Annotated in this window: 29 protein-coding genes and 1 tRNA gene; 23 read left to right on the forward strand and 7 right to left on the reverse strand. The window is 42.5% G+C overall.

Annotation, left to right across the window (positions count from 1 at the left end; translation table 11 throughout):
• Nucleotides 1–83 precede the first annotated feature (83 nt).
• Nucleotides 84–266 (forward strand): hypothetical protein, encoded by a 183-nt coding sequence (locus GWI59_RS05710; protein WP_109373031.1) that lies wholly within the window; start codon nucleotides 84–86, stop codon nucleotides 264–266.
• 1 nt (nucleotide 267) lies between these two features.
• Here the strand turns inward: GWI59_RS05710 and GWI59_RS05715 are convergent, their stop codons facing one another.
• From GWI59_RS05715 to GWI59_RS05725, 3 genes are read right to left on the reverse strand one after another with little or no spacing between them, the layout of a single operon-like run.
• Nucleotides 268–576, reverse strand: a complete 309-nt coding sequence (locus tag GWI59_RS05715; protein WP_036907246.1) for an ogr/Delta-like zinc finger family protein — start codon at nucleotides 574–576, stop codon at nucleotides 268–270.
• Nucleotides 573–1598: a phage portal protein gene (locus GWI59_RS05720; RefSeq protein WP_161724208.1), complete on the reverse strand. Its 1026-nt coding sequence runs from the start codon at nucleotides 1596–1598 to the stop codon at nucleotides 573–575. The genes GWI59_RS05715 and GWI59_RS05720 overlap by 4 nt, the downstream gene beginning before the upstream one ends.
• On the reverse strand, nucleotides 1599–3392 hold the full coding sequence (locus GWI59_RS05725) for a terminase large subunit domain-containing protein (protein ID WP_036935245.1): 1794 nt from the start codon (nucleotides 3390–3392) through the stop codon (nucleotides 1599–1601).
• Nucleotides 3393–3557: 165 nt separating this feature from the next.
• Here GWI59_RS05725 and GWI59_RS05730 point away from each other — a divergent pair, with 165 nt between their 5' ends.
• The 22 genes from GWI59_RS05730 to GWI59_RS05825 all read left to right on the forward strand — a co-directional run bounded on the left by GWI59_RS05730 (nucleotide 3558) and on the right by GWI59_RS05825 (nucleotide 20565).
• Nucleotides 3558–4352, forward strand: coding sequence for a GPO family capsid scaffolding protein (locus tag GWI59_RS05730; protein WP_161724210.1), 795 nt, complete (start codon nucleotides 3558–3560; stop codon nucleotides 4350–4352).
• Nucleotides 4353–4378: 26 nt separating this feature from the next.
• Nucleotides 4379–5410: a phage major capsid protein, P2 family gene (locus GWI59_RS05735; protein ID WP_036935250.1), complete on the forward strand. Its 1032-nt coding sequence runs from the start codon at nucleotides 4379–4381 to the stop codon at nucleotides 5408–5410.
• Nucleotides 5410–6114: a phage terminase small subunit gene (gene gpM, locus GWI59_RS05740; protein ID WP_161724212.1), complete on the forward strand. Its 705-nt coding sequence runs from the start codon at nucleotides 5410–5412 to the stop codon at nucleotides 6112–6114. Before GWI59_RS05735 ends, gpM begins: the two co-directional genes overlap by 1 nt.
• 98 nt (nucleotides 6115–6212) lie before the next feature.
• Nucleotides 6213–6665 (forward strand): head completion/stabilization protein, encoded by a 453-nt coding sequence (locus GWI59_RS05745; RefSeq protein WP_049220751.1) that lies wholly within the window; start codon nucleotides 6213–6215, stop codon nucleotides 6663–6665.
• Nucleotides 6662–7144, forward strand: a complete 483-nt coding sequence (locus tag GWI59_RS05750; protein ID WP_161724214.1) for a phage tail protein — start codon at nucleotides 6662–6664, stop codon at nucleotides 7142–7144. Before GWI59_RS05745 ends, GWI59_RS05750 begins: the two co-directional genes overlap by 4 nt.
• Nucleotide 7145: 1 nt before the next feature.
• Entirely contained in the window at nucleotides 7146–7844 is a 699-nt protein-coding gene (locus tag GWI59_RS05755) for a hypothetical protein (RefSeq protein ID WP_087803437.1), read from the forward strand.
• Between the two features lie 14 nt (nucleotides 7845–7858).
• Nucleotides 7859–8977 carry a DUF2586 domain-containing protein gene (locus GWI59_RS05760; protein ID WP_161724216.1) on the forward strand — a complete coding sequence of 373 codons (1119 nt, stop codon included), beginning with the start codon at nucleotides 7859–7861 and terminating at the stop codon, nucleotides 8975–8977.
• Nucleotides 8977–9429 (forward strand): DUF2597 family protein, encoded by a 453-nt coding sequence (locus GWI59_RS05765; protein ID WP_036907273.1) that lies wholly within the window; start codon nucleotides 8977–8979, stop codon nucleotides 9427–9429. Before GWI59_RS05760 ends, GWI59_RS05765 begins: the two co-directional genes overlap by 1 nt.
• Nucleotides 9430–9447: 18 nt before the next feature.
• Complete coding sequence (locus GWI59_RS05770; protein WP_036935263.1) at nucleotides 9448–9741, forward strand: phage holin family protein; 294 nt, start codon at nucleotides 9448–9450, stop codon at nucleotides 9739–9741.
• Nucleotides 9738–10070, forward strand: a complete 333-nt coding sequence (locus GWI59_RS05775) for a M15 family metallopeptidase (protein ID WP_159364093.1) — start codon at nucleotides 9738–9740, stop codon at nucleotides 10068–10070. Before GWI59_RS05770 ends, GWI59_RS05775 begins: the two co-directional genes overlap by 4 nt.
• Nucleotides 10070–10444: a hypothetical protein gene (locus GWI59_RS05780; RefSeq protein ID WP_159364092.1), complete on the forward strand. Its 375-nt coding sequence runs from the start codon at nucleotides 10070–10072 to the stop codon at nucleotides 10442–10444. Before GWI59_RS05775 ends, GWI59_RS05780 begins: the two co-directional genes overlap by 1 nt.
• A complete protein-coding gene (locus GWI59_RS17670) occupies nucleotides 10374–10556 on the forward strand; it encodes a hypothetical protein (protein ID WP_123822325.1) in 183 nt (60 codons plus the stop codon). The genes GWI59_RS05780 and GWI59_RS17670 overlap by 71 nt, the downstream gene beginning before the upstream one ends.
• Complete coding sequence (locus tag GWI59_RS05785) at nucleotides 10553–10822, forward strand: putative phage tail assembly chaperone (protein WP_036935269.1); 270 nt, start codon at nucleotides 10553–10555, stop codon at nucleotides 10820–10822. Before GWI59_RS17670 ends, GWI59_RS05785 begins: the two co-directional genes overlap by 4 nt.
• A gap of 44 nt (nucleotides 10823–10866) precedes the next feature.
• Complete coding sequence (locus GWI59_RS17390; protein WP_202608823.1) at nucleotides 10867–11010, forward strand: DUF6890 family protein; 144 nt, start codon at nucleotides 10867–10869, stop codon at nucleotides 11008–11010.
• Nucleotides 11010–13526 carry a phage tail tape measure protein gene (locus GWI59_RS05790; RefSeq protein ID WP_161724218.1) on the forward strand — a complete coding sequence of 839 codons (2517 nt, stop codon included), beginning with the start codon at nucleotides 11010–11012 and terminating at the stop codon, nucleotides 13524–13526. Before GWI59_RS17390 ends, GWI59_RS05790 begins: the two co-directional genes overlap by 1 nt.
• Before the next feature lie 11 nt (nucleotides 13527–13537).
• Nucleotides 13538–13873 carry a DUF2590 family protein gene (locus GWI59_RS05795; RefSeq protein ID WP_036935273.1) on the forward strand — a complete coding sequence of 112 codons (336 nt, stop codon included), beginning with the start codon at nucleotides 13538–13540 and terminating at the stop codon, nucleotides 13871–13873.
• The gene (locus GWI59_RS05800; protein WP_161724220.1) at nucleotides 13863–15047 is read left to right on the forward strand and encodes a baseplate J/gp47 family protein; all 1185 of its coding nucleotides are present in this window, start codon (nucleotides 13863–13865) and stop codon (nucleotides 15045–15047) included. Before GWI59_RS05795 ends, GWI59_RS05800 begins: the two co-directional genes overlap by 11 nt.
• A complete protein-coding gene (locus tag GWI59_RS05805; protein WP_060554721.1) occupies nucleotides 15040–15597 on the forward strand; it encodes a phage tail protein in 558 nt (185 codons plus the stop codon). Before GWI59_RS05800 ends, GWI59_RS05805 begins: the two co-directional genes overlap by 8 nt.
• Nucleotides 15598–15600: 3 nt before the next feature.
• The gene (locus GWI59_RS05810) at nucleotides 15601–17622 is read left to right on the forward strand and encodes a phage tail-collar fiber domain-containing protein (protein WP_161724222.1); all 2022 of its coding nucleotides are present in this window, start codon (nucleotides 15601–15603) and stop codon (nucleotides 17620–17622) included.
• 14 nt (nucleotides 17623–17636) lie between these two features.
• Nucleotides 17637–18359: a hypothetical protein gene (locus GWI59_RS05815; RefSeq protein WP_161724224.1), complete on the forward strand. Its 723-nt coding sequence runs from the start codon at nucleotides 17637–17639 to the stop codon at nucleotides 18357–18359.
• Entirely contained in the window at nucleotides 18331–18915 is a 585-nt protein-coding gene (locus tag GWI59_RS05820) for a baseplate complex protein (RefSeq protein ID WP_159364086.1), read from the forward strand. Before GWI59_RS05815 ends, GWI59_RS05820 begins: the two co-directional genes overlap by 29 nt.
• A 3-nt stretch (nucleotides 18916–18918) precedes the next feature.
• Nucleotides 18919–20565, forward strand: coding sequence for a hypothetical protein (locus tag GWI59_RS05825; protein ID WP_161724226.1), 1647 nt, complete (start codon nucleotides 18919–18921; stop codon nucleotides 20563–20565).
• 648 nt (nucleotides 20566–21213) lie between these two features.
• Here the strand turns inward: GWI59_RS05825 and GWI59_RS05830 are convergent.
• The 4 genes from GWI59_RS05830 to rpsU all read right to left on the reverse strand — a co-directional run bounded on the left by GWI59_RS05830 (nucleotide 21214) and on the right by rpsU (nucleotide 25730).
• Nucleotides 21214–21290: transfer RNA gene (locus GWI59_RS05830), tRNA-Ile, on the reverse strand.
• 319 nt (nucleotides 21291–21609) lie between these two features.
• The gene (gene rpoD, locus GWI59_RS05835) at nucleotides 21610–23466 is read right to left on the reverse strand and encodes an RNA polymerase sigma factor RpoD (protein WP_072064321.1); all 1857 of its coding nucleotides are present in this window, start codon (nucleotides 23464–23466) and stop codon (nucleotides 21610–21612) included.
• Between the two features lie 187 nt (nucleotides 23467–23653).
• Entirely contained in the window at nucleotides 23654–25402 is a 1749-nt protein-coding gene (gene dnaG, locus GWI59_RS05840; protein WP_161669602.1) for a DNA primase, read from the reverse strand.
• A 112-nt stretch (nucleotides 25403–25514) separates the two neighbouring features.
• On the reverse strand, nucleotides 25515–25730 hold the full coding sequence (gene rpsU, locus GWI59_RS05845; RefSeq protein ID WP_001144069.1) for a 30S ribosomal protein S21: 216 nt from the start codon (nucleotides 25728–25730) through the stop codon (nucleotides 25515–25517).
• Nucleotides 25731–25925 lie beyond the last annotated feature (195 nt).

A 25925-nucleotide genomic window follows, 5' to 3' on the forward strand; every position in this document is an offset into this window, starting at 1 on the left:
CACATAATTATCACTTAGGGGTTCACAAAAATCACAAAGCTATTATACTGTTTATTCATACAGTATTCTTTAAGGGTATGATAATGACAGATAATATAAAAAGCATGGAAGCACTTGAAAGAATAGCTCTTATCGCAAAAGTAGGCAGTTTTGATTCTTTCACATCACAGGAAAAAGATATTGTTTTATCATTAATATTTGAGTTAGCCGACAATGCCAGAGTGGACTTATTGGAAAAAAATAAGCCACAAAATGTGGCTCAATAATTTAAGCAATGGGCGCTTTGAGTAAATCAAGCGCCATTTGTTTATTATCTGGTAGCAGTTTATCAATCATTTTATTCACGTCTTTGGCGCTAGGACTTAGTGTGTGACTAAAAGTGACGTTTAAAACGAAAGTCATTCCGCATTCTAAGTCTGTGCATTGACAATAAAGGTCAGCAAATTGGCGATGTTTTCTATTTGTTGTTCTTATGATTGCCTTTTCACCGCACGCGGGGCAGAGGACTTTCATCACTTTCATATTACGAACTCCAAAATAATCGAACTGACGTAATTTTACCTTTTTTTGCCTCATTCTGCACCCAAACTGTCGTTATCTTTCTTAAAATTGATATGCAAATGTGACGGTATTTCAGGGTCACTATTGACGGCATTCTCAAACATGCGTTGCACAGGGATAACTTCATCTTGTCGATAGGCTTCACGGGCTTTGATTGGGTCACCTAAACCGCCAACGTTACCAGGAATAATCCCCGCTAAACCTGCGGGAAAGCGGTGTGCGGTTAAAATATCTTGAGCACTGATATTTTTAACATTATTAAATTCATCATTAGCCGAAATATCCCCAATAGGCATAAATTTAATCCCTTCGGGATCACCATTGGGAATATGTACAAACATTGTGGAAAAGTTACCAATGCCTTTGCTTTGTTCTAAGTTTTGGATAATTTCTTTTTCGACTTCATCGGTCAGTGATGGGTCATTACAATAAAGAACCCCACCCGTATGGGCACCGTTGTGATAATAGCGACGACGAAATATGGTGGCTTCACTGTTAAGTAAAGAAGCATGAATACCGCCGATATAATCGGGAATACCATAAACCTGTTGTTGTGGGTCATATTGTTTAATAAAAATGACATCTTCAGGGGGATAAATTAACGGTTCACCTTCTTGTAAAATAACAAAACAATCATCTTTACGGCGTCGCATAAATAAAGAGGGTAATACGCATAATTCAACTACTTCCCCCCAGTAATTCCGTACTTTTAAAATGGCCGTATCACCGAAAATCAAGTAATTCATAATCGATGCTTTTAAATCTTCATGGGTTAATCCGCCATCAATAAAATCTGCCAATATCATATTTTGGCGAGCATAGAGAACACCACCATGTTGCGCGTTGAGATTAACTAATTGTGCTAGAGCAATACGTTCAATGGGTAAGATATAATGGTCATAATCATTGTCGTACCAGATATTTTGATATTGGGTTTGTGTCGTCAAAATAGGTTCAGGTTTACCCAATGTAATAATGCTCATTTTTTTTCGATTGGTAGAAACTGGCTCAATCTTCCTTGATTTTCTCTTTCCCATTTAAGTAACCTTTTTCTTGATGAAATATTTGGATTTATTTTGTTTGTCAGTATTCAATGGCTCGTTAATGGCCGCATGAGCAATTGCCCAAAAAATATCAGCATGACCTGTTTCGATACTACGGTCAGCGACAAATGTCATTGAGCCACCTTTACTGGTAGTATCTCTGCGAATACCGAGAAAACTGGCGGTGATTTCTTTTTGTTCTTTATCCCACTCGATACGTTTTTCATCGACTAAATCAATCATTTTAAGAACTAATTGAATTTTCATGCTGTTACTGTAAGTGATCCTCATGGTCTCTCTCGGTGCAAAATCTGACACCATTTCATGCACACCACTACCCAACCCTGAATCATCAATCCCTATGTGGGTAAAGTTATAACGCTTATATAATTCTTTGATGTCATGATTCTGACGCTTCCATGCCATATCATGCCAATAATGAACGGCTAGAACACGGAAACGCTCCTCTGGTGAAGTGGGCGGGGCTAAAATAACAAAAACGGAGGTATCGCCAGAACGGGCAGGGTCATAACCGCCCCAAACCTCACGATTACCAAAAGGGCGGGATGCTTTCGGGTTATGGTCTTCCCACAGCGCGACATCAACCCAACACTTTTCTAAATCCCCATATTTAAAGACGGATGCGCCACTATCAACAAAGACACACATATACAACATATTGAATGTATCTTTGTTATAACGATTGCGAAGTTTTTCAATGGATGCCAGGTTAAAACCGCCCTTGATAGCATCTTCCAACGTAATGACGTAACGCCATTGACCATCAGGACAATCTCGTCCGCCGTCCTGCATCTCTTCAAGTTTAGGAAATTTAACGTTCTTACGTTCTTTTTCATTTCCACGCCATTCGTCACCCGTCCAAAACGGATATGCGGGATGGGTTTTTGAGCTAGGCGTAGAAAAATAGGTTGTGCGCCATTTGTCGTGAGTTGCCATTGCAGAGGCAACTTCATTTAAATGTTTAAAGTTAGGCACCCAAAAATATTCGTCACAATAAAGATGACCTGAATAGCTTTGTGCGGTGTTTTTATTGGTAGAAAGAAAACGAAGTTCAGCACCATTGCTTAAACGAATCGGGTTACCCGTTAATGTCACCCCGAAAAATTGCTCTGCAATATTGACAATATAGGAACGGAAAACCTCGGCTTGCGGTTTTGAGGCCGATAAAAAGATTTGTGGGTCACCCGTGAGTACCGCATTTTCCAGTGCTTCAAACGCAAAATACCAAGTCGCCCCAATTTGGCGTGACTTTAAAATATTACGAATGGATTTTTTAATGTTATTGCGTAAATGTTTTTGATAGCCAAAAAGCATTTTGTCAGCGAATTGCTGAAATTGTTCTTCTGTTAATTCAGAAATATCATTTTTACGATAGCGTTTTTTCTTCCTTGGTTCACCATCGTCAGACTCATTATCATTTGAGTAACCAGATTGATTATTTTGTGCTTTTGCCTGCGCCAGCTTCTCTGCGTGTTTATTTTGTTGCGCCATCAATTTGATATGATGGTTAATTAAACGGTCTAACTCCTCTTGTTCAAAAACAGTTTTATTGTTTCGCTCACTGAGCAAAATAATGCGTCGATTAATCGCATCTAAAACCGATTCATGACTGAGTAAATCCTGCCAATTCCCTTTTTCAGCCCAGTAGTAAACGATTCGCCGATTCGGCAAATTAAGTTCGGTTGCAATTTCTGCAGGAGTATAGCGTCGCAAATACAGCGATTTCGCTACTCCTATTAATTCATCTGAATATCGTGAGTTCGCCATAATGTAAAACATTATGCCGAGTCACAGCCTATCTGGCGTTGCCACAAATTTGGTTATACGCCATATCCAAATTTAACCATTCGCCCACCTGATGGAATTTCGCAATACTGTTACCTCAAACGGAATTATCGAAAGTACCCACGGAAAGGGGGGATTATGTAAACAATGTCACAGTTAAGGACGACGTGGGTTTGCATAGCCACGGAAGGCGAAACCGTTGACGGTCGTGAAATTCTCCGCAATGAAATTATTGAAATGGCGGAAACCTACGATTATCAGCGTTATACCGCCATGATTTGGTATTTACATCCGCCAAATGGGAAACACGTCAGAGAGCCTGGCGAGAAACCTGTCGGAGAAGTTATCGAAGTTAAAGCGGAAGAAGACGACGCGGGCACATTACATCTTTATGCCATATTGCGTCCATTTATTCGCTTATTAGAAATGAACGCACAAGATTATGGGCTATTTCCTTCTGTGGAGATGAATTTAGATTTCCAAGGGCAAGGAATAACATATCTAGAGGGATTAGCGGTTGTTGATGACCCTGCTTGTGTTGGCACGACGCGTTTTAACTTTAGTCGGAAAAGAGATAAAGGGAATGGAAGCATGAAAGATAAATCATGGCGTAAACACTACGGAATTGAAGAGCCAGAACAGAAACAAACGCCTGCGCCTGCTGATGATGAAAAATTACAAGCACTGGCTGAGGCACTCGCACAAGCGGAAGACAAAATCGCAGAACTTGAAGCGAAACTTGCCCAAACACAACAAAATGTTGATGAAGTGCAAGAGGATGTTGAAACCGTCAAAGAAGTGGTTGATACAGAAGATTTTTCAAAATTGCGCGATAACTTACCAAATATTGTTAAAAACTTTAGCAAGTTAGACTCTATTTCAACAAGAAAACCTAGCGCTAATCCGACAGGAAATAAAAACAAACGTTTTGATTTTCTTTAATTCACTAGGATAGGAAAGGGATTTCTATGCAATTAAATCAACGGGCTAGACAGTATCTAAAAGCCTATGTTAATGGGTTAGCCGAGGCTTACGGGGTTGATGATACTTCTAAATATTTCTCGCTAACAGACCCAAAAGAAACGGCACTGCGTTCGGCATTGATGGAATCGGTTGATTTCCTAGGCATGATCACCTGCATGGATGTAGACCAGTTACAAGGCCAAGTCGTTTCTGTGGGTAATCCAGGTCTTTTTACAGGACGTAAAAAAGGCGGTCGTTTTTCTCGTGATACCAATGTGGATGGTAATACCTATCAATTGGTTGAAACCGATTCAGGTGCATCACTTACGTGGCATTTACTGTCAGTTTGGGCAAATTCAGGCACAGAAAATGAATTTTTCCAACGCATGCAAGTGTTTATCAATGAATGTTTTGCATTAGATATGCTACGTGTTGGGTTTAATGGGGAACGTGTTGCAGATAGCACTGACCCTGATGCTAACCCAATGGGTGAAGACGTTAATATCGGTTGGCATGCAATTGCTAAAAAATGGGATGGTGGTAAGCAAGTTATTACCACACCAGTCAAACTGGACGATAAAGGTGATTTCCGTTCTTTAGATGCGATGGCATCAGACCTTATTAATACCTGTATTCCAGTTGAACATCGTACAGACCCGCGATTAGTTGTACTTGTCGGTGCTGATTTGGTTTCAGCAGAGCAATATCGCTTATATCAATCTGCTGACAGACCAACGGAAAAAATTGCCGCACAAATGTTGGGTAATACTATTGCAGGACGCAATGCCATTATTCCGCCATTTATGCCAGGTAAGCGTATGACAGTCACTATGCTGTCAAATCTTCATATTTACACTCAACGTAATACGCGTCAGCGTAAAGCGGAGTTTGTAGAAGACCGTAAGGCTTATGAAAACAAATACCTGCGTAATGAAGGTTATGCGTTGGAATATCCAGAGCTTTATGCTTCTTATGATGAAAATGCGGTCACCATTGGTGAATTAACCGAACCCGCTGAAAAACTGGATAAAGAGTAATGTTATCACCCGCACAACGACACCGAATAGAAGTTGAAATGCAACAAAAACTTGAACAGCGACAGGCAGTTGCCATTGCTGACGGTGAAAGTATGCATCTTCAAGCACGTGCCATTGAGCGGGATGTCAAACGACTGCGAGCACTCAATCAAACGTATGAACGTGTGGCAATGAAACGTGAAGAATTATTGCCCATGTATCTACCGACAGCACAACGTTATTTAGATGAAGGCGAAGTGTATCAAAACCCGATTTTTGTGTATTGCGTCATTTGGCTATTTGATGTGGGGGAGTTCGATAAAGGACTGGACTGGGCGGATATCGCCATCGTGCAAGGACAGCGCACCCCCGACAATTTTAAAAGCGGTTTCCCTGCTTTTGTGGCTGACACCATCCTTGAATGGGCACAGTTAGAAGCGGAAGCAGGAAACCCCATTGAGCCTTATTTTTCAAGGACATTTAAGAATGTCACAGAAATTTGGCGAGTTCACGAAAAAATACAAGCGAAGTGGTTTAAATTCCACGCGTTAGAGTTATTAAAAGGCGATGTGGGCGATGCAAGAGCCAGCGCAATTGATTGTGTTGATACGCTAAATCAAGCCGATGCTTATCTTGCCAGAGCACATCAATTAAACCCGAAAAGCGGGGTTAAAACACATCGTTTGCGCATTGCCTCACGATTACGGGCATTAGAGCAAGAGTAAAGACTACCGCAAGCCGGAGCGGGCACAGTGGAGACAAAACAATTTATTGTTTATTGGTCGTGGAAACTGGTACGCCCGCTTTTTATTTAGAGGTCAGCATGTTAAATGGCGATGGCATTACCTATAAAAATGAAGAACTGACAAATGATGAATTTTGGCCTGATTTAAATTTAGGTGATTTTCAAAAAAGTCGCGCTATTCCTGCCAATATCGATGCCGATTTTATTGCTGATGCATTATTAACCACGGTCACAGAAATTAATTGTGAATTAAAAGATGTGAAAAGTTATTGGCTATCAAAAGGTGTTAATCAGGCAAAAGACGCCCCAGGCGCAAAAATAAAAGGCGTTAATGCCCTTTGTGCGCAGTATAAAAAAGCGGTGTATGCCAGGGCAAAAGCGGATTTATTGGGTGAATATTTGTCGATTGTTAGTCGAGCGCCAAATCCACAGCAAGAAAGCGACGAATTACGGTCACGGTTATTAGCGGAATCAACTTTTGTTATTCGCAATATGAAACAGTTGCCTCGCATTACGGTGAAAATGATATGACCCGACTACAAAAATTGACTGCGTTCTTACGTGCAAATTTGCCTGAATCCTTATTTGCGACAGAATTTAGTAGCGAAATGGATGAACTTGTTTTTAAACGTGCTCACAGAGATTTGGGTAAAGATGAGTCGAATAAAGAACAATATCAAATTTTAACGCAAGAATATGATGCGGTAATTGCTTGGGGACGTTGGCCATATCGTGAAATAGATACACGTTATATCCCTATTTTGATTGAGGCCTGGTATCAAGAGTTAAAAACAGATTTAACTGAACCCGATTTTGATGATGAACCACCGACGATTGATGTTGATGTGGACGAGGATATAGCAATGGTTGTTGTCACCCTTAAATTAAGCGACGCCATTGTGTTAAAAGAAGATGAAAAAGGCCTCGTGCCATTTGACGGTAAACGTTGGTCATTAGCCAACCCAGAAGTGTTATTTGCTGAAAATATTGATGTGATCCCCGTGGTGTGAAATGAGCATTCAAGGGCAATTAAACGCAGAGCAACTAAAAAAATTACGGGCACAGCTCAAAGAATTGGAATTACCGCCGAAAAAACGTCAGCGGTTACTTTGGCGAATTGCGAAATACGGTGTGATTGTTGCTTCAAAACGTGCGGTAAAAAACCAGCAGACACCTGATGGTGAGGCATGGCAAGGGCGACACGGTAACTACAAAAAAAAGATGCTCCGTAAAATGCCTAAACTATTAAAAATTCGTGAAATTCCCGAAAAAGGTGTAGTCCGTATTTATCTTGGGGGCGGAAATTATCGCAATGGCAGTAAACCTGTGGGTGCTGGTGTCGTGGGATATAGCCAGCAATATGGTATGACAGCAAAAATTAGTCGTAAAAATGCCAACGATAATAATATCCGAAAAGCAACGAGTGAGAAGAAGCCAGAGCCTACCGCAACACCGAAACAAGCCAAAAAACTACGGGCATTGGGCTATAAAATCAAAAAAGGAAAGCGTTGGGTAAAGCCTCCTTTAAAAGAGATTACAGGAAAGATGCGTTTTTTTCAGGCGGGATTACTAATCCGTCTTTTACAAAATAAACCTAAAAAAACCAGTTGGGAGGTAGATATCCCCAGTCGTGAGTTTTTAGGTATCAGTGATGAAGACTTTATCAAAGCGTTAGAGAGACAACTTCAAGGCATCGGCTACGGTGCATAAAAAAGGAATTTACTATGTGGCCAACTGTTCAGGTTAATCAACATAACCAACTGCAAGGCGAAACAAAGGAAATTGAGCGCATTTTGCTGTTTATTGGTAAAGGAAAAACCAATGTCGGTAAAACTATTGCGGTCAATACGCAAACCGATTTCGATGATGTGTTAGGAACGCCAGACAGCCCGTTAAAAAGTAATGTGTTATCGGCGATGCGTAATGCAGGACAAAACTGGTCGGGTTACGTGCATGTATTAGCGGAAGATGCGGAAGAATTGGCATTTGTTGACGCGGTGATGGATGCACAAGCGGTTGCCAGTTGCGAAGGGTATGTATTAATTGGTGATGCAACAAAAGCTGTTATCCAATCGGCTAAATCCTTACGCGCTGATTTAATCGCAAAACATGGGCGCTGGTTATTTGCCATTTTAGGTGTCGGTGCAACGCAAGATGATGAAGCGTGGTCGGGCTATGTTGAACGTTTATCAGCGCTCTCAAAAGGGGAAGCGGAATCCTCCATTCAATTAGTGCCAATGCTTTGGGGAAATGAGGCAGGTGCTCTGGCTGGGCGATTATGTAACCGTGCGGTGACGATTGCCGATAGCCCCGCACGTGTTAAAACGGGCGCACTAACCGATTTAGGCAGTGCGTATCTTCCATTAGATGGCACAGGGAAAAGCCTTGATTTGGCGACACTGCAAGCGTTGGAAAAACAGCGTTTTAGTGTGCCGATGTGGTACCCCGATTATGACGGCATTTATTGGTCTGACGGTCGCACATTAGACGTTGAAGGGGGTGATTATCAGTCAATTGAAAACTTGCGTGTTGTTGATAAAGTCGCGCGCACGGTGCGTATTCGTGCGATTGCCAAAATTGCTGACCGCAGTTTAAACAGTACCCCGTCCAGTATTGAAGCCCATCAAGCCTACTTTGCCAAAGTGTTACGTGAAATGTCACGCAGTACGCAAATTAATGGGGTGAGTTTCCCAGGCGAAGTAAAACCACCCAAAGAAGGTGATGTGGTTATTACATGGAAAAACAAAAATAACGTTGAAGTGTATATCACGGTGCGAACTTATGAATGCCCGAAAGGGATCACCATTGGCATTCTGTTAGACACATCCTTGGAGAGTGAATAATGAGCGGAAAACGGATTTCGGGGCAGTCGATTGATTTTAATATCGATGGTGACTTAGTGCATGTTGAGAAAGTCAGTCTATCGATTACAGACAATACAGGTGTCGCTCAAACCAATGGGGTGCCTGACGGTTATGTGAACGGGGATGTATCGGCAGAGGGTGAACTGGAATTATCCACCAAATATTTAAATGTGATTACAGCAAAAGCCCGTAGTGCAGGCTCTTGGCGCGCTATCCCCTTAGTCGATTTGATGTGGTACGCAAAAGCAGGCACAGAAGAACTTAAGGTTGAGTCTTTCGGCTGTAAATTAAACGTCACCGATATTTTAGACGTTGACCCAAAAGGCGGGGCGGTGATGACGCATAAAATTAAATTTATCGTTACCTCACCGGATTTTGTGCGCATTAATGGCATTCCTTATTTAGAGTCTGAATTGACAGATAAATTGTAATTGAAAGGATTTTTGTTCATGGAAGAACATAACAAAACACTGATTTCTTTGATTATCTTGGGCGCTTTAATTGCGATTGGCAAAATGATGTCAGGCAGTGAACCCATTACGTTACGCCTCTTTATTGGTCGTGTCATTTTGGGTTCGGCAGTATCATTAATGGCAGGGGGATTGTTGATTTGGATCCCAGGTCTTTCGCCACTGGCGATTACGGGGCTAGGTTCAGCGTTAGGCATTGCAGGCTTTCAGTTAGTGGAATTATGGCTGAAAAAACGAGGCAGTGACTTACTGACAGGGAAGTTGAAAAAATGACACTCGGCGAAAAACAACGCAAGTTTACGCGCATGATTGCAGACTTGATCCTCTTTGCTTATGACAACGGTTATGAACTGACATTTTCAGAAGCGTATCGCACAGAAGAACAAGCAAAGTTAAACGCTAAATCAGGCACTGGTATTAAAAACAGCTTACACACTCAGCGATTGGCCGTGGATTTTAACCTGTTTAAAGAGGGTGTTTATCTCACCAAGACAACTGACCATCAGCCCCTTGGCGAATATTGGGAATCCATTGGCGGTACGTGGGGCGGTCGTTTCAATGACGGTAATCACTACTCGTTAGAGCACAACGGCGTGAAATAATGAAACAAGCAACGGCGATCATCTTTGCGTTTATTTTAACTTTTGGAGCTGGCTGGTTGGTTAAAGGTTGGCATCAAGACAGTCTTGAACTGGTCGCATTAAAAACAGCTAATGAAGTTAATAACGCCAGTTTAAAGGCTCAACACGATTTAGCGAGTCAATCAGCAAGGACGTTAGAAAATAAATTGGAGGCACTCGCCAATGCGCAACCGCCTGAAATACGCACCGAAATTATTAAGCCTGTGTTCACTCATCTTTGTGTTAGTGATGATTTTGTCAGGATGTACAACGAAGCAATCGACAATGCAGAACGTGCCTTATCAGGAAAATCTACTGACAAAATGCACGACAACCTTACCGAAACTAAACGGTAATACAGGGGCAGATTTAGCCACTGCATTATTAAAATACCATGAAATTTACGGGAAATGTGCCGTTCGGCACAACCAATTAACGGACGAAATTCGTCAAAGGATGGAAAAATGAGTACCAAGAAAAACACAATTACCTTAATCGTAATGGGCAAAGAGCTGGTTTTTGAGCCGAATATGACCGCGTATAACGGCTGGTTAAATGAAATTTCAGCAACGGATAAAGTCGCGCCCACTGTCACTTATTTACGCCGAATTATTACCCCTGAAAGCAAAGAAGCCTTAACAGAGGTTTTAAATATCCCAGGTTCGGCGATGCAATTACTGGAAAAGGTGAATTCAGAATACGCACCTAAATTGGATATTGAACTAAAAAACTAACGGCGCGAGTCGAAGCGATTGAACGCAGTGCCCTCGGACAATATATGGCGTTACGACGGCACTATCTCCCTCATGAGCAGGATGATATCGACAGCTTCGCATGCGCAATTTGGCTAGATAACCACCTCACAGAAAATCACCGCATTGCGGTCGCAAACGGCATTGCATTAGCTTTCAAGGGTGAATGATGAGTACATTAGATTTTACACTCAGCATGATTGATAAAGTCACTCAGCCCTTGAAGGCCGTGCAAGCAGGCGTGACTCAATTCGCTGAAACCTCACAAGAAGCATTTAAAAATATCGCGGTCGGTGGGGCTGGCTTGGCTGGCTCTGTCTTTGCGTTGAAAAACGTTTTAGACCCCGCGTTAGCTATTCAAGACGCACTCGACATGGCAAAAGTCACGGGTGTAGACGATGGCGCGATGAAAAAAATTACCAATGATGCGCTGACCTTTAGCGCACAATACGGTAAATCCGCCGTGCAATTCGTTGAATCTTCTCTTTCTATCCGAAAGGCCATTGGTGGTATTTCTGATAATGAACTCCCGCAACTGACTAAAATCAGCAACATTACGGCATCAGCACTAAAAACCACCGCCGAAGAATCCAATGCCTATATGGGGAAAATGTTTTCCCAATTTCAAGGCTATGCCGATAGCGTGGGCAAAGTGACGTTCGCGGAAGAGCTGGCAGGCAAAGCCGTTATTATGTCGCAAACGTTCGGCACTTCTATGGCTGAAATCACTGATTTGATGGAAGGGGCACGCTCTGCGGGTACACAATTTGGAGTTGGTATTGATGAACAGTTAGCGGTATTAGGCGAGTTACAACGCTCATTAGGCACGGAATCCAGTGGCGCATATGAGTCGTTTCTGTCAGGAGCAACGGACGGGGCGAAAAAACTCGGTCTATCGTTTGTTAATGCGTCAGGGCAAATGCTGACGATGCCCGAAATGCTGGAGAAACTGCAAGGCAAATACGGCAAATCCATTGCGGGCAATTTAAAAGCCCAAAAAGAGATTGAGGATGCCTTTGGCGATTCGGCGATTGTCGTTAAATCACTGTTTAATAACGTCGAGGTGTTACGCAAAAACATCACGGCATTAGGCGGTGATGACGGCATGAAGCGCGCCACCGAAATGGCGAGTATGTTAGCCAATCCGTGGGAACGGTTATTGTCGATTTGGGAGTCGATACGCATTGCGGTCGGCATGACATTATTGCCTGTGATTGTGCCCCTGATTAATAAAATTGCCGATATGGGGCAAATGCTCGTGCGTTGGTTAACATTATTCCCAAATATCGCCCGTGCGATTGGTTATGTAGTGACGGGGTTTATTGCATTCACCGCAATGGGTGCGATGGCGAATATCGTGCTAGGTATCGGTCGGTTGTTGTGGGTCGGTATTCTGCCGTTGTGGAAAACGGGCGGGGTGTTGCTCTCACTGATGAAAGGCAAATACGATTTAGTGACGAAAGCCACCGGCTTTTTTAGCAGTTCTCTCGCTAAACTGACGGGATTTTTAAATACCACAAAAATTGCTTCTTTTGCCACAGCATTAGGATTTACCTCTATCACATGGCCAGTTTTATTGTTAATCGGCTTGTTTGCCTTGGTCGCGATTGCTGTCGTGAAATTTTGGCAACCTATCAAGGCGTTTTTCAAAGGATTTGTGCAAGGCTTTTTAGAGGCCTTTGACTCTATGTCGCCCGTTGGTTCGATGTTTGAGGACATCGGTAAAGCGTTGGGTGTCGTGTGGGAAGCGGTCAAAACGGTTTTTAATTGGTTTACGGATTTACTCACACCTATTGAATTTTCAGAAAAGACACTGAATAAAACCACGATTGCAGGTCAAGCCTTTGGTAAGAGTGTGGCGAAAGCGATTGAACTATTGTCGTGGCCATTGCGCATGACCATCAAAGGTGTGGGCTTGATTATCACCGCGTTTATCAATGCATCGAAATGGATTTCTCAAACGTGGAATGACTTAAAAAATAACATCATTACAGCATGGAGCGAGACGGTTCAATTTTTAGAGCGCATCAATCCCGTTAGCGTATTTGCCAGTTTTTGGGCATCCATTACCCGCATAACAAATTTGATGTATGCAGGCATTGCCAAAGGTTGGGATGCCGTGTGCCAATGGTTTTTCTCATTGTCACCTGTGCAAGCCTTTATTGCGATTTATAACACGGTGTCGCAACTGTTTGCCAATTTATGGAATGTGATTGCGGGCGGTTGGGATGCGTTGTGCGGTTGGTTTGAAAACTTCTCTATCAGTGACACATTTAATGGTATTTCAGATTCCATTAAGAACGTATTTGATGGGCTTTGGAATTGGTTAAGTGACAGTTTTAACGGCGTGTTTAATGCGGTGGCCAGCAAATTAAATTATCTCCCTGGCGTGAATATTGATTTAAAAGAAACCGAAACCGCCGTCGTCAATTCTGCATTACCCAGTGTGCCCGTTCAACCTGACTTTAATGCGGTCAATCAAAACCAAGTTAACCGCCGTTTTGACTATCAACCGTCATTATTAACGGGCGGGGATTTAAAAGGCATTAACAAAGGTGGTTTAAACAAAGAAATTAATAACAATCAAACGAGTGTTGATAATCGCAGACAATACGGAAATATCACGATCAACAATGGTAATGTGATGTCACCCGCGGATTTGGAAGAGTGGAGCGCGCTTAATTAAGGATAGAAGCCATGGAACAGGCGAAATATATTGATTTATTGATAACCGAGCGTGACTTTACGCTCAATGCAGGCTTTGAGCCTAAATTGTGTAATAACCGTGAAAGTATCACACAAGACATTGCACATGCGATTATTGAAAGTGGTTTAGCGACACAATTAGTCGCCGAACGTAGCCCAACATTACGCGCCGATATTCGGATGCAGATTGTGTTACTGGTTGAAGATGATGTGCGACTGATTCCAGGCACCATTATCGTTGATGAAGAAAACGTAAAAAAATTATGGGTGACCGCAGACACTTATGATTTTGGCCGTATTAGTGTCGGGGTGAATTATGGCGAATAAACAACGTCCACAAATTGACTATGAATCGGCATTAAAAGACAACGGCATGCCCATCACTGCGGATGACATTAATCAGCAATTTAACGACATAGTGAAAGAAGAAGGCTTAATTACCAACACTTCTTCTATGTCACCGTTTTGGCGTTTGATTAATACCCTTGTCACAACCCCCGTTCAATGGCTCAAAGACGCCTTGATTAATTTGGTGTTCACCAATATGTATCTGGCTACCGCATCGGGGGCGTGGCTAGAAATGTTTGCTTGGGGCGTTAATCTGCAACGCAAACCCGCCACCAAAGCGAAAGGGCAAGTGCGCTTTTATCGTGTCGCAGGGCAAAACAGTGTCACTGTGCCAGCGGGCACTATCGTGCAGACAGAGCGCATTAACGGGCAGATTTACAGTGTCGTGACGACGGAAACGGTCACGATTGAAAAAGAGTCAGCCTTGATTGCGGTTGATGCGAGCGAAGCAGGTGGCGCCTTTAATCTCGCGCCTGGCTATTTCCGCATTTTACCCGTTGCCGTGCCAGGCATTGAACGGGCGCAAAATGAAGAAAATTGGTTGTTAGTGCCAGGTGCGGATAAAGAGAGCGATGATGATTTACGTGATCGTTGCCGTAATCAATATAATTTAGTCGGTAATTACCATACTGATGCGGTATATCAAGGGATGATTGCCAGCGTGGTGGGTTTGAGTATTGACCGTATTTTCTTTTTGCATGATGCACCGAGAGGTGCAGGCACCGCCAATGCTTATCTGCTTTTAGACAGTGGCGTGATCAGTCAGCCGTTTATCGACAAAGTCAATGATTACGTCAATACACAAGGGCATCACGGGCACGGTGATGATATGCAATGTATGCCCATGCCTGAAACGCAACACGCCATTACATTGACGGTGTACGTGGAAAATATCACCAACTTAACCGCCAATGAGCAGACCAAACTCAAGCAAGATATTGAAAATCTGGTGCGCTGTGCCTTTCGTGAAAACACCAGTTATGACGTGAAAAAAACATGGCCATACTCGCGTTTTTCATTTTCCAATTTGGGGCGCGAAATTCATCGCCATTTTACCCTGGTCGATTCCCTGCAATTTAATCAAACGGACATTATCAGTGAATTGAGTGTGCCCCGTTTAAAATCGCTGACCGTGGAGCTACAAGATGCCTGATTTCAAGGAACGATTAAAAGGCTTAAATTTGCCGTCATGGATGAACAAAGGTGAACCCGCAAAATTGTTAAATGCGGTGCGCAAATTTTGGTCGGGTGTTTATGACTGGATGTTATGGCCACTCAAACAATTGGATGCGGAAACCTGTTCAGAAGAATTGTTATCGGTGCTCGCGTATCAGCGCGATATTCACCGTTTTAAAGGTGAACCCCTTGATTTATTTCGCAAGCGCGTAAAGTTTGCCTTTATTAATGCCCGTGATGCAGGGTCGGTTAGTGGCTTTATTGCCATTTTTGAGCGCCTCGGTGTGGGCTATGTCGAGCTGTTAGAGCGTCAGCCTGATATTGATTGGGATGTCATTATTTTACGAGTCAGTGACGGACAAATCGCAGGCAACCCTGATTTATTGATGGGAATTATTCGCCAGTATGGGCGCACTTGTCGCCGTTATCGTTTTGAAGTGATCACCAATAATCAATTAGTGATGCGTTTTGGTTGGGCTGATTGTGAATATCAGACCTTTAGCGCGTCATTGTTACAAGGAGAGTAACAAATGTCACAATCTATTATTACAACGGCATTTGAGCGCTGGAAAGCCCAAGAGTCGATTGATGGAAACCTCATTGTATTAGACGAATTCGTCTTTGCATATATCCCGAATTTAGAGCTTGAAAAACCGATTGACCGCAATGAAGGGTTGCCCGATGCAAAATACATTGTGCATCGTCAAACGGTAAATAAAACGGGCGTCGTCAATCAAAATGCGGTGGCCTATTCGGTTACTGTTGGTGCTGAAATTGGAGATTTTGATTTTAATTGGATTGGTTTATTAAATAAAAAATCTGGCACGGTAGCGATGATTGTGCACGCACCTACCCAACGCAAAATTAAAACCCAAGCAGGGCAACAGGGTAACGTGTTAACCCGTTCTTTCTTGTTGGAGTATTTAGGTGCCAGCAAAGAAACCGCTATCAATACCCCCGCAGAAATGTGGCAGATTGATTTTACCGCCAGGCTTTCTGGTATAGATGAAATGCAACGGCTGGTTAATACCGACAATTACGGTGAAGCCTCTTTTTTTGGCGATGCGTTTTTAGTGGGTAAAACAGGGAATCAATATTTTGTCACAAAAGGTATTGGTTACATTGGTGGATTACGAGCGGAATTAACCTCAAACCAGAATATCACCGTACCCGCGGAAAATACTAAGGTTTATGCCGATGTGAGTTACCAAGGGAATATTACTAGTCGCTGGCAAACTCAGATTCAACTCACCGTTAAGTCTGATTTAAAAAACACTATCGATAACGCGGGTTTTGCGCATTTTGTATTTGCAATCGCGTCGATTTCAGCAGATGGGAAAATTACCGATTTACGCCCTAAAGGAACACTGGATTTTCAACAATTAGATGATGCGTTAAAAGCGCACGAAAAATCCCGTAATCATCCCGATGCAACATTGACGGCAAAAGGATTTACCCAACTAACGGATAAAACGGGCACTAGCCAGGCATTAGCTCCGACACAAAAATTAGTGACTGATTTACATAATAACGCTATGGCTTCAGCCAAGTCGGCGAATGACAATGCTAATACCCGATTACCCTCAACAGGAACAGCCGTTGCCTCGCAAAAACTGGCGACACCGCGCAAAATTTCGGGGGTGCCGTTTGATGGTACGCAAGATATTACGTTAACGGCGGGAAATGTGGGGGCAGCTACGCCCGCGCAAGTCAATGAAGCCAAAACTATGGCGACTAATGCACAAAAGACGGCAGACAGTGCCGTAACTAAAGCTGACAATGCCCAAGGAACGGCAAATAGTGCTGTCACTAAAGCCGACAATGCTCAAAAGACAGCCAATGACGGCGTGAGTAAAGCCAATAGCGCCCAAACTACCGCCAATAATGCGAACAACAATGCCAATGGTCGTGTGCCTAATACTCGTAAAGTCAATGGTAAACCGCTGAATGCGGATATCACCTTAAACGCGGGCGATGTGGGCGCATCTACGCCTGCGCAAGTCAATGAAGCCAAAACCATGGCGACTAATGCACAAAATACGGCAAGTAGTGCGGTAACTAAGGCTGATAATGCCCAAAGAACAGCCAATGATGGCGTCAGTAAAGCCAATACCGCCCAAACCACAGCCAATAATGCCAATAACAATGCAAATGGTCGTGTACCCAATACCCGTAAAGTGAATGGTAAACCGCTGAATGCGGATATCACATTAAATGCGGGAGATGTGGGGGCATTAACGACAGCACAAGGTGATGTTCGCTATTTGAGAGCAGGTGAAAATATGCGATTTATTAAGGTGTGGGAAGGTGCGGAAATAAAGGGACATAATATCAATATAACATTAAAAGAAGATATTCGAGGGAAAATAGCTTATGCGAAACTTTCAGGAGTGGATAAAGGGTTTATAGGCGGTAATTTAATTCCGCCGTTTTTAAATACACCTGTTTACATTGGGTTTAATAATGAATTTACTCGATTCACAGTAACTGGAAATAAAGCATTAAAAGTTGATTCAGCGTGGGGGATTATTGAAGTATGGGTTGCATATTAATTGAGGAATAAATAATGAAATGGCAACGTAAGCAGTTTTCACTATCAGGCGATTTAACGGGAGTTACCTGTTCATTACTGCCCGTTCACCCATTTATTTATGGTGTCGGACAGAATACCGCCACAGGCAGTTATTTAAGCCCCACCAATGCGATTAATTATATTGCGAATAAAATTCAGGGTGCGGGCGAGGTTGATATTGTGGTGACAATGATTTGCGCCCGTACTCATGACGAGTTTATCAATGCAATTCAAGCCTTTTCGGGCGTATTGCCTTTGCCGGTGTTTAGCCAAGTTGAACGTATGGCCAAAACAGCCGAAAGCCTGAATATCACCAAAATGCAGATACCCGCTAAAACGTTAGCGGGTATTCCAGAACCACAAACATTATCAACCAATAATAGCCGTGCGGTAATCAATGCGGGATTAATTGAAAAGGCAAAAAGTGAAGCCTCAAGCGGGGCAAGTGTGGCGGGGTTACTTTCTAGCGTAAAAGGATTTGCGGAAAGTCGAAAAAATATCTTGCAAGGCATGGCTGATTCATTGGCGGGCTTACTGGGAAAATCAACCACGGTTTGGGTGTTCCAGGGAAAAGGTAACGGCGCAGAATTAGCGGAGAAAATGAAAAAAGAAATCCCCGAACAAGATGCGGTTTACACCTTGGCCACATTGTTTGCTGGCGATATTGATGCAATCAAAGGAATGATGCATGACACAGACACCACTCAACGAAAATAACACACCGAAAGTCAGTCAAATCATTACATTAGCTCTGGACGGTGAAGCGATTTTATTAAAAAATCTCACGGTTACACCCTCCATGATGTATCAAGACAAAGACCAGTCGGGGCAGTCATCAAGCACGGTAAACAGTGAGCAGGGGATTAAACCCAAAGAGCTACGCATCACGGGCACGATCCCTTTCACCGAAGAAAAAACGCTAACCCGTTTATTTGCGTTGGCGGAAGCCAAAGAAAATGGATTACTAAAACGCTATCGTGTGGCCAACCGTATGGCCAGCGCGATTAATTTTCGCCTGGGCACATTCACTAATGGCATCGATGCTTCAAAAATGGACGGCAAGCAAGCTTGGCAAATTACTTTTACTCTACGTGAGCATTTATCGGTACCCGAAAAACGTGAGAGTCGTTCGGCAGGGCAAGTTAAGGCTAAAACACAAGCCATGAGTGATAAGCCGAAAGCTAACGGCGAAGGAACGCCAGAACAAGAGCAGGAATTAAGCTGGTTTGAGAAAAATGTGTTGAAGCCTGTTAATGATGCTTTGGGAGATTAAAAGATGAAACCGATTAATCGACTTTATTTATCGGGTGATGAAACACACCTTGTCGACGTGAAAATGGTGCTGGAATTATCACAATGTGGCCGTGGGTTTATTACCGCTAAAACAGACACAGATTACACAGGTAAATTGGTGCGCCTTGATATTGGCTACACGGATTTACTATTACGGTATTTCACGGGCTATGTGGAGCGTTCGCAACCGTCACAAAATGGTTTTCAAAAATTGTTCGTGCGCGAATTGGTTGGCGTATTTGACAGAATGTGGCCATGCTCTTTTCAGCATCCCACCTTAAAACAGATCACCGATTATCTAAAAGAGCACAGCGGATTACATTTTGTGTTACCAGATGCTGAATATGTGAATACCCCAATCCCACACTACACCCATAACGGCACGGGGTATCAATTATTAAATAGCCTGGGAAAAGTCTTCAATATTCCCGATTACGTGTGGTATCAAACGCCAGACGGTGACGTGTTCGTAGGAAGCTGGAATGATTCATTTTGGAAAGATAAAGAGATTGAAATAGACAATCAGTTTTCTTCTGAACAACGTGCCGGTAATCAAATGACTATCCCGATGGTGCAAAGTTTGCGCCCTGGTGTGAAAGTTAACGATAAACGCTTAGAGCGTGTTGCCCTTGATAACGATAATATGACGTTAACGTGGATTAGCCCCGATGCGATTACAGGACGAGCCGAAAATCGCACCATAGCACAACAACAAATTGATAATGCTTACCCCGAACTTTCTGCAGGGTTGCACTTGCCGAAATTTGCCCGTGTTGAAGCACCCACCGAAAACACCACCGCGGGGGATATTTCAGACCCCTTTAGACCGAAATACGCCGTTGACGTGCAAATGGTTGATGCCGACGGCAATGATGTGGCACCCGTTTATCACGCGGTGCCGTTACCATTGCCCATGGCAGGCAATGAGTCGGGAATGTTTCAATATCCGCCTGTGGGTTCAATGGTTGAAATTGCGTTTGAAAATGGCCGTGCAGATAAGCCCTTTATTCGCCAAGTGTTAAGTCATGGCAATACCTTGCCAGACATCAAGCCAGGCGAACAACTGCAACAGCAACGCCAAGAGGTATCACAACGGGTTACGCAGGACGGCACATGGCATCGTCAAACTGACCAGAAAATTATTGAAGAGTCGATGCACCGTGAAGTTAAAACCGACACAGAAAATCGCACCGTTATCACCAGAGAAACCACCGTACAAGCTACCGATAAAACGACAGTCATTGGCACCAGCACGTTAATGGCAGGTGCCATTATGCAAATTGCAGAGGGCGATTTTAGCCAAGCAACGCAAGCCAATAAGGTTGTGGCGGTTGGTAAAAATATGACGGTTGATGTTGGTCAGAAACTGGAGGAAAAAATCGGGGCAGTGCGTTCGAGTATTGCAGGCGCGATGCAAAAAATCATGGCACCGGTTGTTTATTTAGGTAATGAACAATTGAATGTGATGCAGTGCATGTTAGATACGTTAGACGTCGTCAATGAGCTGGCCACACTCACGGCAAGCCATACTCATAACAACACGGGCAACCCGTTAAACGCATCAGCCATTAGCAAAACAGGCACTAAATCAACAGGACTTAAGCAGAAATATTCACCTGTCATTGGGTGATAAAATCGTTACCATCCTTGCCCGCATTTGCGGGCTTTTTTACGCCCGTCATTATATCCACTTCTACGCCACGCTACGGCGTTCAATTCTCATAATACATCTGCATTAACTCAAAATAGATCGCGTTGATAGCATGCGACACAGTGCGCATAATCCCCACGAAATAAAATCATTCACCACGTAAAACGCACTAATCCGCACCCGCCTGCACAATTTAGATCTAAAAATTATTTCAGTTTGAATTTTTTACAAAACATATCGCGAGGGCGCGCAGGTATTGGGTTCTTTGCGTCGGCGTCAAACTGAAATGATTGTAAAAGATTTCAGGTTATTTCAGTTTGAGAGATAGAAAAAGGATCTCGATAAAAAATTAACGCATTGATAGTAAAAGAAATTTCATACTTTACGTGGGGTTGATGATCCATATTTTACGTGAGAGCATTTTAGAGAATATTTATTTTTCAGTGAGTTATAGATTTTTGAAACTGAAATTTTTTGTATTTTTATATATTAAATATTTTGTACTTAAACCATGTGAAATATTTTTTATTAAAAAACTCTGTCGCCATTTTGTCGCCATTGACCTATAAAAACAAAAAAGCCACTTGCTAAGAAGTGGCTTAATGCGCTGATTTAACAGCTAAAATTTGGTGGCCCCTACTGGACTTGAACCAGTGACCAAGCGATTATGAGTCGCCTGCTCTAACCAACTGAGCTAAGGGGCCTTAATGGAGTGTGATTATACGTGCCATTTGGCACTAGGTCTAGCCTTTGAATGACTGTATGCGCAATTTATGTTCAATTTAAACAATAAAAAGATAAAACAGAGAATAACTATGATATCAATAAGATAGCGTAACGATATCATTAATAAGCATGCGTACAGATACAAAAATATAAATAATAAGGCTATTTTTTATAAATATATGTAGGTGAAATCTATCGTAGCTTAAAGAGATTGTAGATATCGTCTCTAAATCCTCATAAAAAAACGCCTGTGATATCACAGGCGTTCATTATAACTTTTATTGAGAGGAAAGTTGATTACTCATCAAGGAAGCTACGTAACACTTCAGAACGGCTTGGGTGGCGTAATTTACGCAGTGCCTTCGCTTCAATCTGACGAATACGTTCACGGGTAACATCAAACTGTTTACCCACTTCTTCCAAGGTATGGTCTGTATTCATATCAATACCAAAACGCATACGCAAGACTTTCGCTTCACGCAGTGTTAAGCCAGCTAACACTTCGTGAGTTGCTGAGCGTAAGCTTTCTGATGTCGCAGAATCCAGTGGCAATTCGAGAGTTGTATCCTCGATAAAATCACCTAAATGTGAATCTTCATCGTCACCGATTGGGGTTTCCATGGAGATAGGTTCTTTAGCGATTTTTAGTACCTTACGGATCTTGTCTTCAGGCATTAACATGCGTTCTGCAAGCTCTTCTGGTGAAGGCTCACGTCCCATCTCTTGCAACATTTGACGAGAGATACGGTTCAGTTTATTAATCGTTTCGATCATATGAACAGGGATACGGATTGTACGCGCCTGATCAGCGATTGAACGAGTAATTGCCTGACGGATCCACCATGTTGCATAAGTTGAGAACTTATAACCACGACGGTATTCAAATTTATCAACCGCTTTCATCAAACCGATATTCCCTTCCTGAATTAGGTCAAGGAACTGTAAGCCACGGTTGGTATATTTTTTCGCGATAGAGATAACGAGACGTAAGTTCGCTTCGACCATCTCTTTTTTCGCACGACGTGCTTTTGCTTCACCGATAGACATGCGACGGTTAATATCTTTAACCTGTTCGATTGTCAATCCAGTTTCAACTTCAATTTGTTGCAGTTTTTGTAAGCTGCGTTGTACTTCTTCTTCAATGCCTGCTAGCTTTTCAGACCAAGGCTTATTCATTGCTCGAGCAGCAGTAAACCATGTGTCATTAGTTTCGTTACCTGTAAACAGCGTAATGAAGTTTTTCTTAGGCATCTTAACTTGATCAACACAAAGACGCATGATGTGACGCTCTTGAGTACGAACTCTGTCCATCATTTCACGCATATTGTTAACCAAATAATCAAACTGTTTCGGTACTAAACGGAACTGTTTGAAAATTTCAGATAACAATAAGATTTCAAGCTCTGTATCTTTGTGGTTGCGACCTTTCGCCTTGATAGTTTGGCGAGTTTTTTCGTATTGCTCACGAAGCTCAGTAAACTTCTGACGTGCTAATTCAGGATCGATGCTGTTATCGTCATCGCTATCGCTGTCATTGTCGCCATCTTCGTCTTCATCTTCATCTTCGTCTTCAGCGTCATTGGCAACTTCATCATCTTCTTTGCCTAAATTGACATCTTCACTTTCTGCCACTTCTTCGGCATTAGGGTCAATAAATGCAGTAATTAAGTCTGAAAGACGTGCTTCGCCTGCTTCAACACGATCATATTGTTCAAGAAGATAAGTAATTGCTTCAGGATATTCTGCAACGGAACATTGAACTTGATTAATACCATCTTCAATGCGTTTTGCGATATCAATTTCACCTTCCCGGGTGAGCAGTTCAACTGTCCCCATTTCACGCATATACATACGCACAGGGTCGGTTGTACGGCCAATCTCAGATTCTACACTAGAAAGTACCTGAGCTGCGGCTTCTGCAGCATCATCATCAGTATCATTTGAATTTTCTGCCAGCATCAGATCATCGGCGTCAGGTGCTTCTTCCATAACCTGAATGCCCATGTCGTTAATCATCTGGATGATGTCTTCGATTTGATCTGAATCGACGATATCTTCCGGCAGATGGTCATTGACCTCAGCATAGGTCAGGTAGCCTTGCTCCTTACCTTTAGTAACAAGTAGCTTCAGCTGTGACTGCGGGTTTTGCTCCATAAGACGGTATCCACACTTCAAAGTAATTTGGGTTGGTGTCGGGTCGGCGATAACTGTTTAGCCAACAATAACTACGGAGGGGCATTTTCATTGTCGATTGCTACGATCCCCTCAGCGTAGCAAATGTAGGTTTTTAGTACCTACCGATAGCGGCAATTAAGCCGTGTTTTTAATCTTAATTTTGTATTTACTTTTTAACGCGTGCCTGTATTATCAATTGGACTTCTTCGCGTTCATCTTGCGTTAGACCTTCTGTTCTCTCTTTCGCAATAAGCGCGTTTAAACGTTCGTCCATTGCGGTTAAAAAAATATGATCTAACGTGTCTGTAAAGGTTTTTTCTGCAATCTCATCTATATCTATATCGTTCCACATTGCCAATTTTTCAAGCTGTTTACCGAATTTATTCTCTCTATAGAGTTCGATAATCTGTCCTGTATTCAGGCCTGGTTGTGCTTGGCAAACAGAAACTAATTCAATAAAAAGCGATAAACCTGCGATTTTTTCTGTACTTAATCCCTCGAGAGGGGGCACTAATTTAGAGAATTCTGGGTTTTGTATCAATAGGGCAATCAATATACGCATCGGTGTTGTGCGTAATTTTGTCGGTTGATACGATAACTCGTGATTAACCGGCGTTCTGCCAAATAATCGATCCATCTGCTCAATATCGGGATTTCCCGTTAAGCTTCCAAGCTCTCTTAATAAATATAGACGTAAAGTTTCACTTGGGATCTTATCTATTAATGGTCTGGCTAAACTATATAGCTTACCATTGCCTTCTTGAGTACTCAGATCCACTTGAGGAACGAGTGAATCAAATAAAAATTCTGATAATGAATGTGCTTGTTCCATACGTTTTTCAAAAGATTCTTTACCTTCACGACGAACCAGAGAATCGGGATCATCACCTTCGGGTAAAAACATAAAACGTAAAGAGCGGCCATCATTTAAAAAAGGAAGGGCGGTTTCTAATGCTCGCCATGCGGCATCACGTCCAGCTCTATCTCCATCATAGCAGCAAATAATGTTATCCGTTGTTCGAAAAAGCAACTGGATATGTTCTGCTGTGGTGGAGGTTCCTAATGAGGCAACGGCATAATCAATACCAAACTGTGCTAATGCCACAACATCCATATAACCTTCAACAACTAATAGCTTTGTGACGTTATTATTAGATTGTTGTGCTTCATAAAGTCCGTAAAGTTGACGGCCCTTATGGAAAATCTCTGTTTCTGGTGAGTTTAAGTATTTAGGTAAATCATCACCTAAAACACGCCCACCAAAGGCAATAACTCGGCCACGTCTATCTCGGATAGGAAACATGACGCGTTGGCGAAAACGATCATAAGTGCGACCATTATCGTTAGTGATTACCATACCCGCTTCAAGAAGTAAGGCTCTATTATCGGCATCTTGACCAAAACGTTTTAGGACGTTATCCCAACCCGTTGGCACAAATCCAATAGAAAAACGGGTAATAATTTCTTCACTAAGCCCACGATGCGCAAGGTAGTTTCTTGCTTCCTGTGCATCAGGTTTATTGAGAGCGTTACTATAATACTGATTCAATCTCTCCATCACTTGATAGAGATTTTGTCTTATATGTCGTTCAATAGGGCTACTGCCTGTTCCTGATTCATAAGGAACTTCTAACCCATGCATTGCTGCTAACTCTTCAATGGTTTCGACAAAATCGAGCCTGTCGTAATTCATCAAAAAATCAATAGCATTGCCATGCGCGCCACAACCAAAACAGTGGTAAAACTGTTTGTCACTATTTACTGTAAAAGAGGGCGTTTTTTCATTATGAAACGGACAACACGCTGAATGATTTTTGCCTTGTTTTTTTAACGGCACGCGAGCGTCGATAAGATCGATGATATCGGTTCGAGCTAGCAAATCATTGATAAATGAACGTGGAATTCGTCCAGCCATAAGCCCTTTTACGCCTGTTGTTGAACGAGAATAAGCCGCGCTCTCGAAAGAAAGCACGGCCTTTAACTGCGACTACTGTGTCTGCATATGTTGCGGTATAAGCCGCAATATATTAGTACAGACGAGTACGACGTGCGTTTTCGCGAGCTAATTTTTTAGCGTGACGTTTTACTGCTGATGCTTTAGCACGTTTACGTTCAGTCGTTGGTTTTTCATAAAACTCACGACGACGAACTTCTGCTAATACGCCTGCTTTTTCACAAGAGCGTTTGAAACGACGAAGAGCAACGTCAAATGGCTCGTTTTCACGTACTTTGATTACCGGCATGTGCCTCTCACCTCAATAGAAATCGGTTTGCGCTGGCATTATTTAAGCCAGCCGACATTTAAAATGGTGCGGAATTTTACTTCAAAGCAGGGCACTTTGTAAAGAGATGCACAAAATTGAAACGCAAACTCTCACTTTTGTGTCTTTTTAATAAGCACAAAAAGCGAAAGTCGCTAACCACACATTTAAATCACT

This window comes from Proteus sp. G2673 (assembly GCF_009915125.1).
In the GTDB taxonomy this organism is placed as follows: domain Bacteria; phylum Pseudomonadota; class Gammaproteobacteria; order Enterobacterales; family Enterobacteriaceae; genus Proteus; species Proteus penneri.

What these genes read in the sequence shown, in the direction of transcription:
- GWI59_RS05710 (WP_109373031.1), top strand. Translation starts at nt 84, where the DNA reads ATGACAGATAATATAAAAAGCATGGAAGCACTTGAAAGAATAGCTCTT.
- GWI59_RS05715 (WP_036907246.1), bottom strand. Translation starts at nt 576, where the DNA reads ATGAGGCAAAAAAAGGTAAAATTACGTCAGTTCGATTATTTTGGAGTT.
- GWI59_RS05720 (WP_161724208.1), bottom strand. Translation starts at nt 1,598, where the DNA reads ATGGGAAAGAGAAAATCAAGGAAGATTGAGCCAGTTTCTACCAATCGA.
- GWI59_RS05725 (WP_036935245.1), bottom strand. Translation starts at nt 3,392, where the DNA reads ATGGCGAACTCACGATATTCAGATGAATTAATAGGAGTAGCGAAATCG.
- GWI59_RS05730 (WP_161724210.1), top strand. Translation starts at nt 3,558, where the DNA reads ATGTCACAGTTAAGGACGACGTGGGTTTGCATAGCCACGGAAGGCGAA.
- GWI59_RS05735 (WP_036935250.1), top strand. Translation starts at nt 4,379, where the DNA reads ATGCAATTAAATCAACGGGCTAGACAGTATCTAAAAGCCTATGTTAAT.
- gpM (WP_161724212.1), top strand. Translation starts at nt 5,410, where the DNA reads ATGTTATCACCCGCACAACGACACCGAATAGAAGTTGAAATGCAACAA.
- GWI59_RS05745 (WP_049220751.1), top strand. Translation starts at nt 6,213, where the DNA reads ATGTTAAATGGCGATGGCATTACCTATAAAAATGAAGAACTGACAAAT.
- GWI59_RS05750 (WP_161724214.1), top strand. Translation starts at nt 6,662, where the DNA reads ATGACCCGACTACAAAAATTGACTGCGTTCTTACGTGCAAATTTGCCT.
- GWI59_RS05755 (WP_087803437.1), top strand. Translation starts at nt 7,146, where the DNA reads ATGAGCATTCAAGGGCAATTAAACGCAGAGCAACTAAAAAAATTACGG.
- GWI59_RS05760 (WP_161724216.1), top strand. Translation starts at nt 7,859, where the DNA reads ATGTGGCCAACTGTTCAGGTTAATCAACATAACCAACTGCAAGGCGAA.
- GWI59_RS05765 (WP_036907273.1), top strand. Translation starts at nt 8,977, where the DNA reads ATGAGCGGAAAACGGATTTCGGGGCAGTCGATTGATTTTAATATCGAT.
- GWI59_RS05770 (WP_036935263.1), top strand. Translation starts at nt 9,448, where the DNA reads ATGGAAGAACATAACAAAACACTGATTTCTTTGATTATCTTGGGCGCT.
- GWI59_RS05775 (WP_159364093.1), top strand. Translation starts at nt 9,738, where the DNA reads ATGACACTCGGCGAAAAACAACGCAAGTTTACGCGCATGATTGCAGAC.
- GWI59_RS05780 (WP_159364092.1), top strand. Translation starts at nt 10,070, where the DNA reads ATGAAACAAGCAACGGCGATCATCTTTGCGTTTATTTTAACTTTTGGA.
- GWI59_RS17670 (WP_123822325.1), top strand. Translation starts at nt 10,374, where the DNA reads ATGCAGAACGTGCCTTATCAGGAAAATCTACTGACAAAATGCACGACA.
- GWI59_RS05785 (WP_036935269.1), top strand. Translation starts at nt 10,553, where the DNA reads ATGAGTACCAAGAAAAACACAATTACCTTAATCGTAATGGGCAAAGAG.
- GWI59_RS17390 (WP_202608823.1), top strand. Translation starts at nt 10,867, where the DNA reads ATGGCGTTACGACGGCACTATCTCCCTCATGAGCAGGATGATATCGAC.
- GWI59_RS05790 (WP_161724218.1), top strand. Translation starts at nt 11,010, where the DNA reads ATGAGTACATTAGATTTTACACTCAGCATGATTGATAAAGTCACTCAG.
- GWI59_RS05795 (WP_036935273.1), top strand. Translation starts at nt 13,538, where the DNA reads ATGGAACAGGCGAAATATATTGATTTATTGATAACCGAGCGTGACTTT.
- GWI59_RS05800 (WP_161724220.1), top strand. Translation starts at nt 13,863, where the DNA reads ATGGCGAATAAACAACGTCCACAAATTGACTATGAATCGGCATTAAAA.
- GWI59_RS05805 (WP_060554721.1), top strand. Translation starts at nt 15,040, where the DNA reads ATGCCTGATTTCAAGGAACGATTAAAAGGCTTAAATTTGCCGTCATGG.
- GWI59_RS05810 (WP_161724222.1), top strand. Translation starts at nt 15,601, where the DNA reads ATGTCACAATCTATTATTACAACGGCATTTGAGCGCTGGAAAGCCCAA.
- GWI59_RS05815 (WP_161724224.1), top strand. Translation starts at nt 17,637, where the DNA reads ATGAAATGGCAACGTAAGCAGTTTTCACTATCAGGCGATTTAACGGGA.
- GWI59_RS05820 (WP_159364086.1), top strand. Translation starts at nt 18,331, where the DNA reads ATGACACAGACACCACTCAACGAAAATAACACACCGAAAGTCAGTCAA.
- GWI59_RS05825 (WP_161724226.1), top strand. Translation starts at nt 18,919, where the DNA reads ATGAAACCGATTAATCGACTTTATTTATCGGGTGATGAAACACACCTT.
- rpoD (WP_072064321.1), bottom strand. Translation starts at nt 23,466, where the DNA reads ATGGAGCAAAACCCGCAGTCACAGCTGAAGCTACTTGTTACTAAAGGT.
- dnaG (WP_161669602.1), bottom strand. Translation starts at nt 25,402, where the DNA reads ATGGCTGGACGAATTCCACGTTCATTTATCAATGATTTGCTAGCTCGA.
- rpsU (WP_001144069.1), bottom strand. Translation starts at nt 25,730, where the DNA reads ATGCCGGTAATCAAAGTACGTGAAAACGAGCCATTTGACGTTGCTCTT.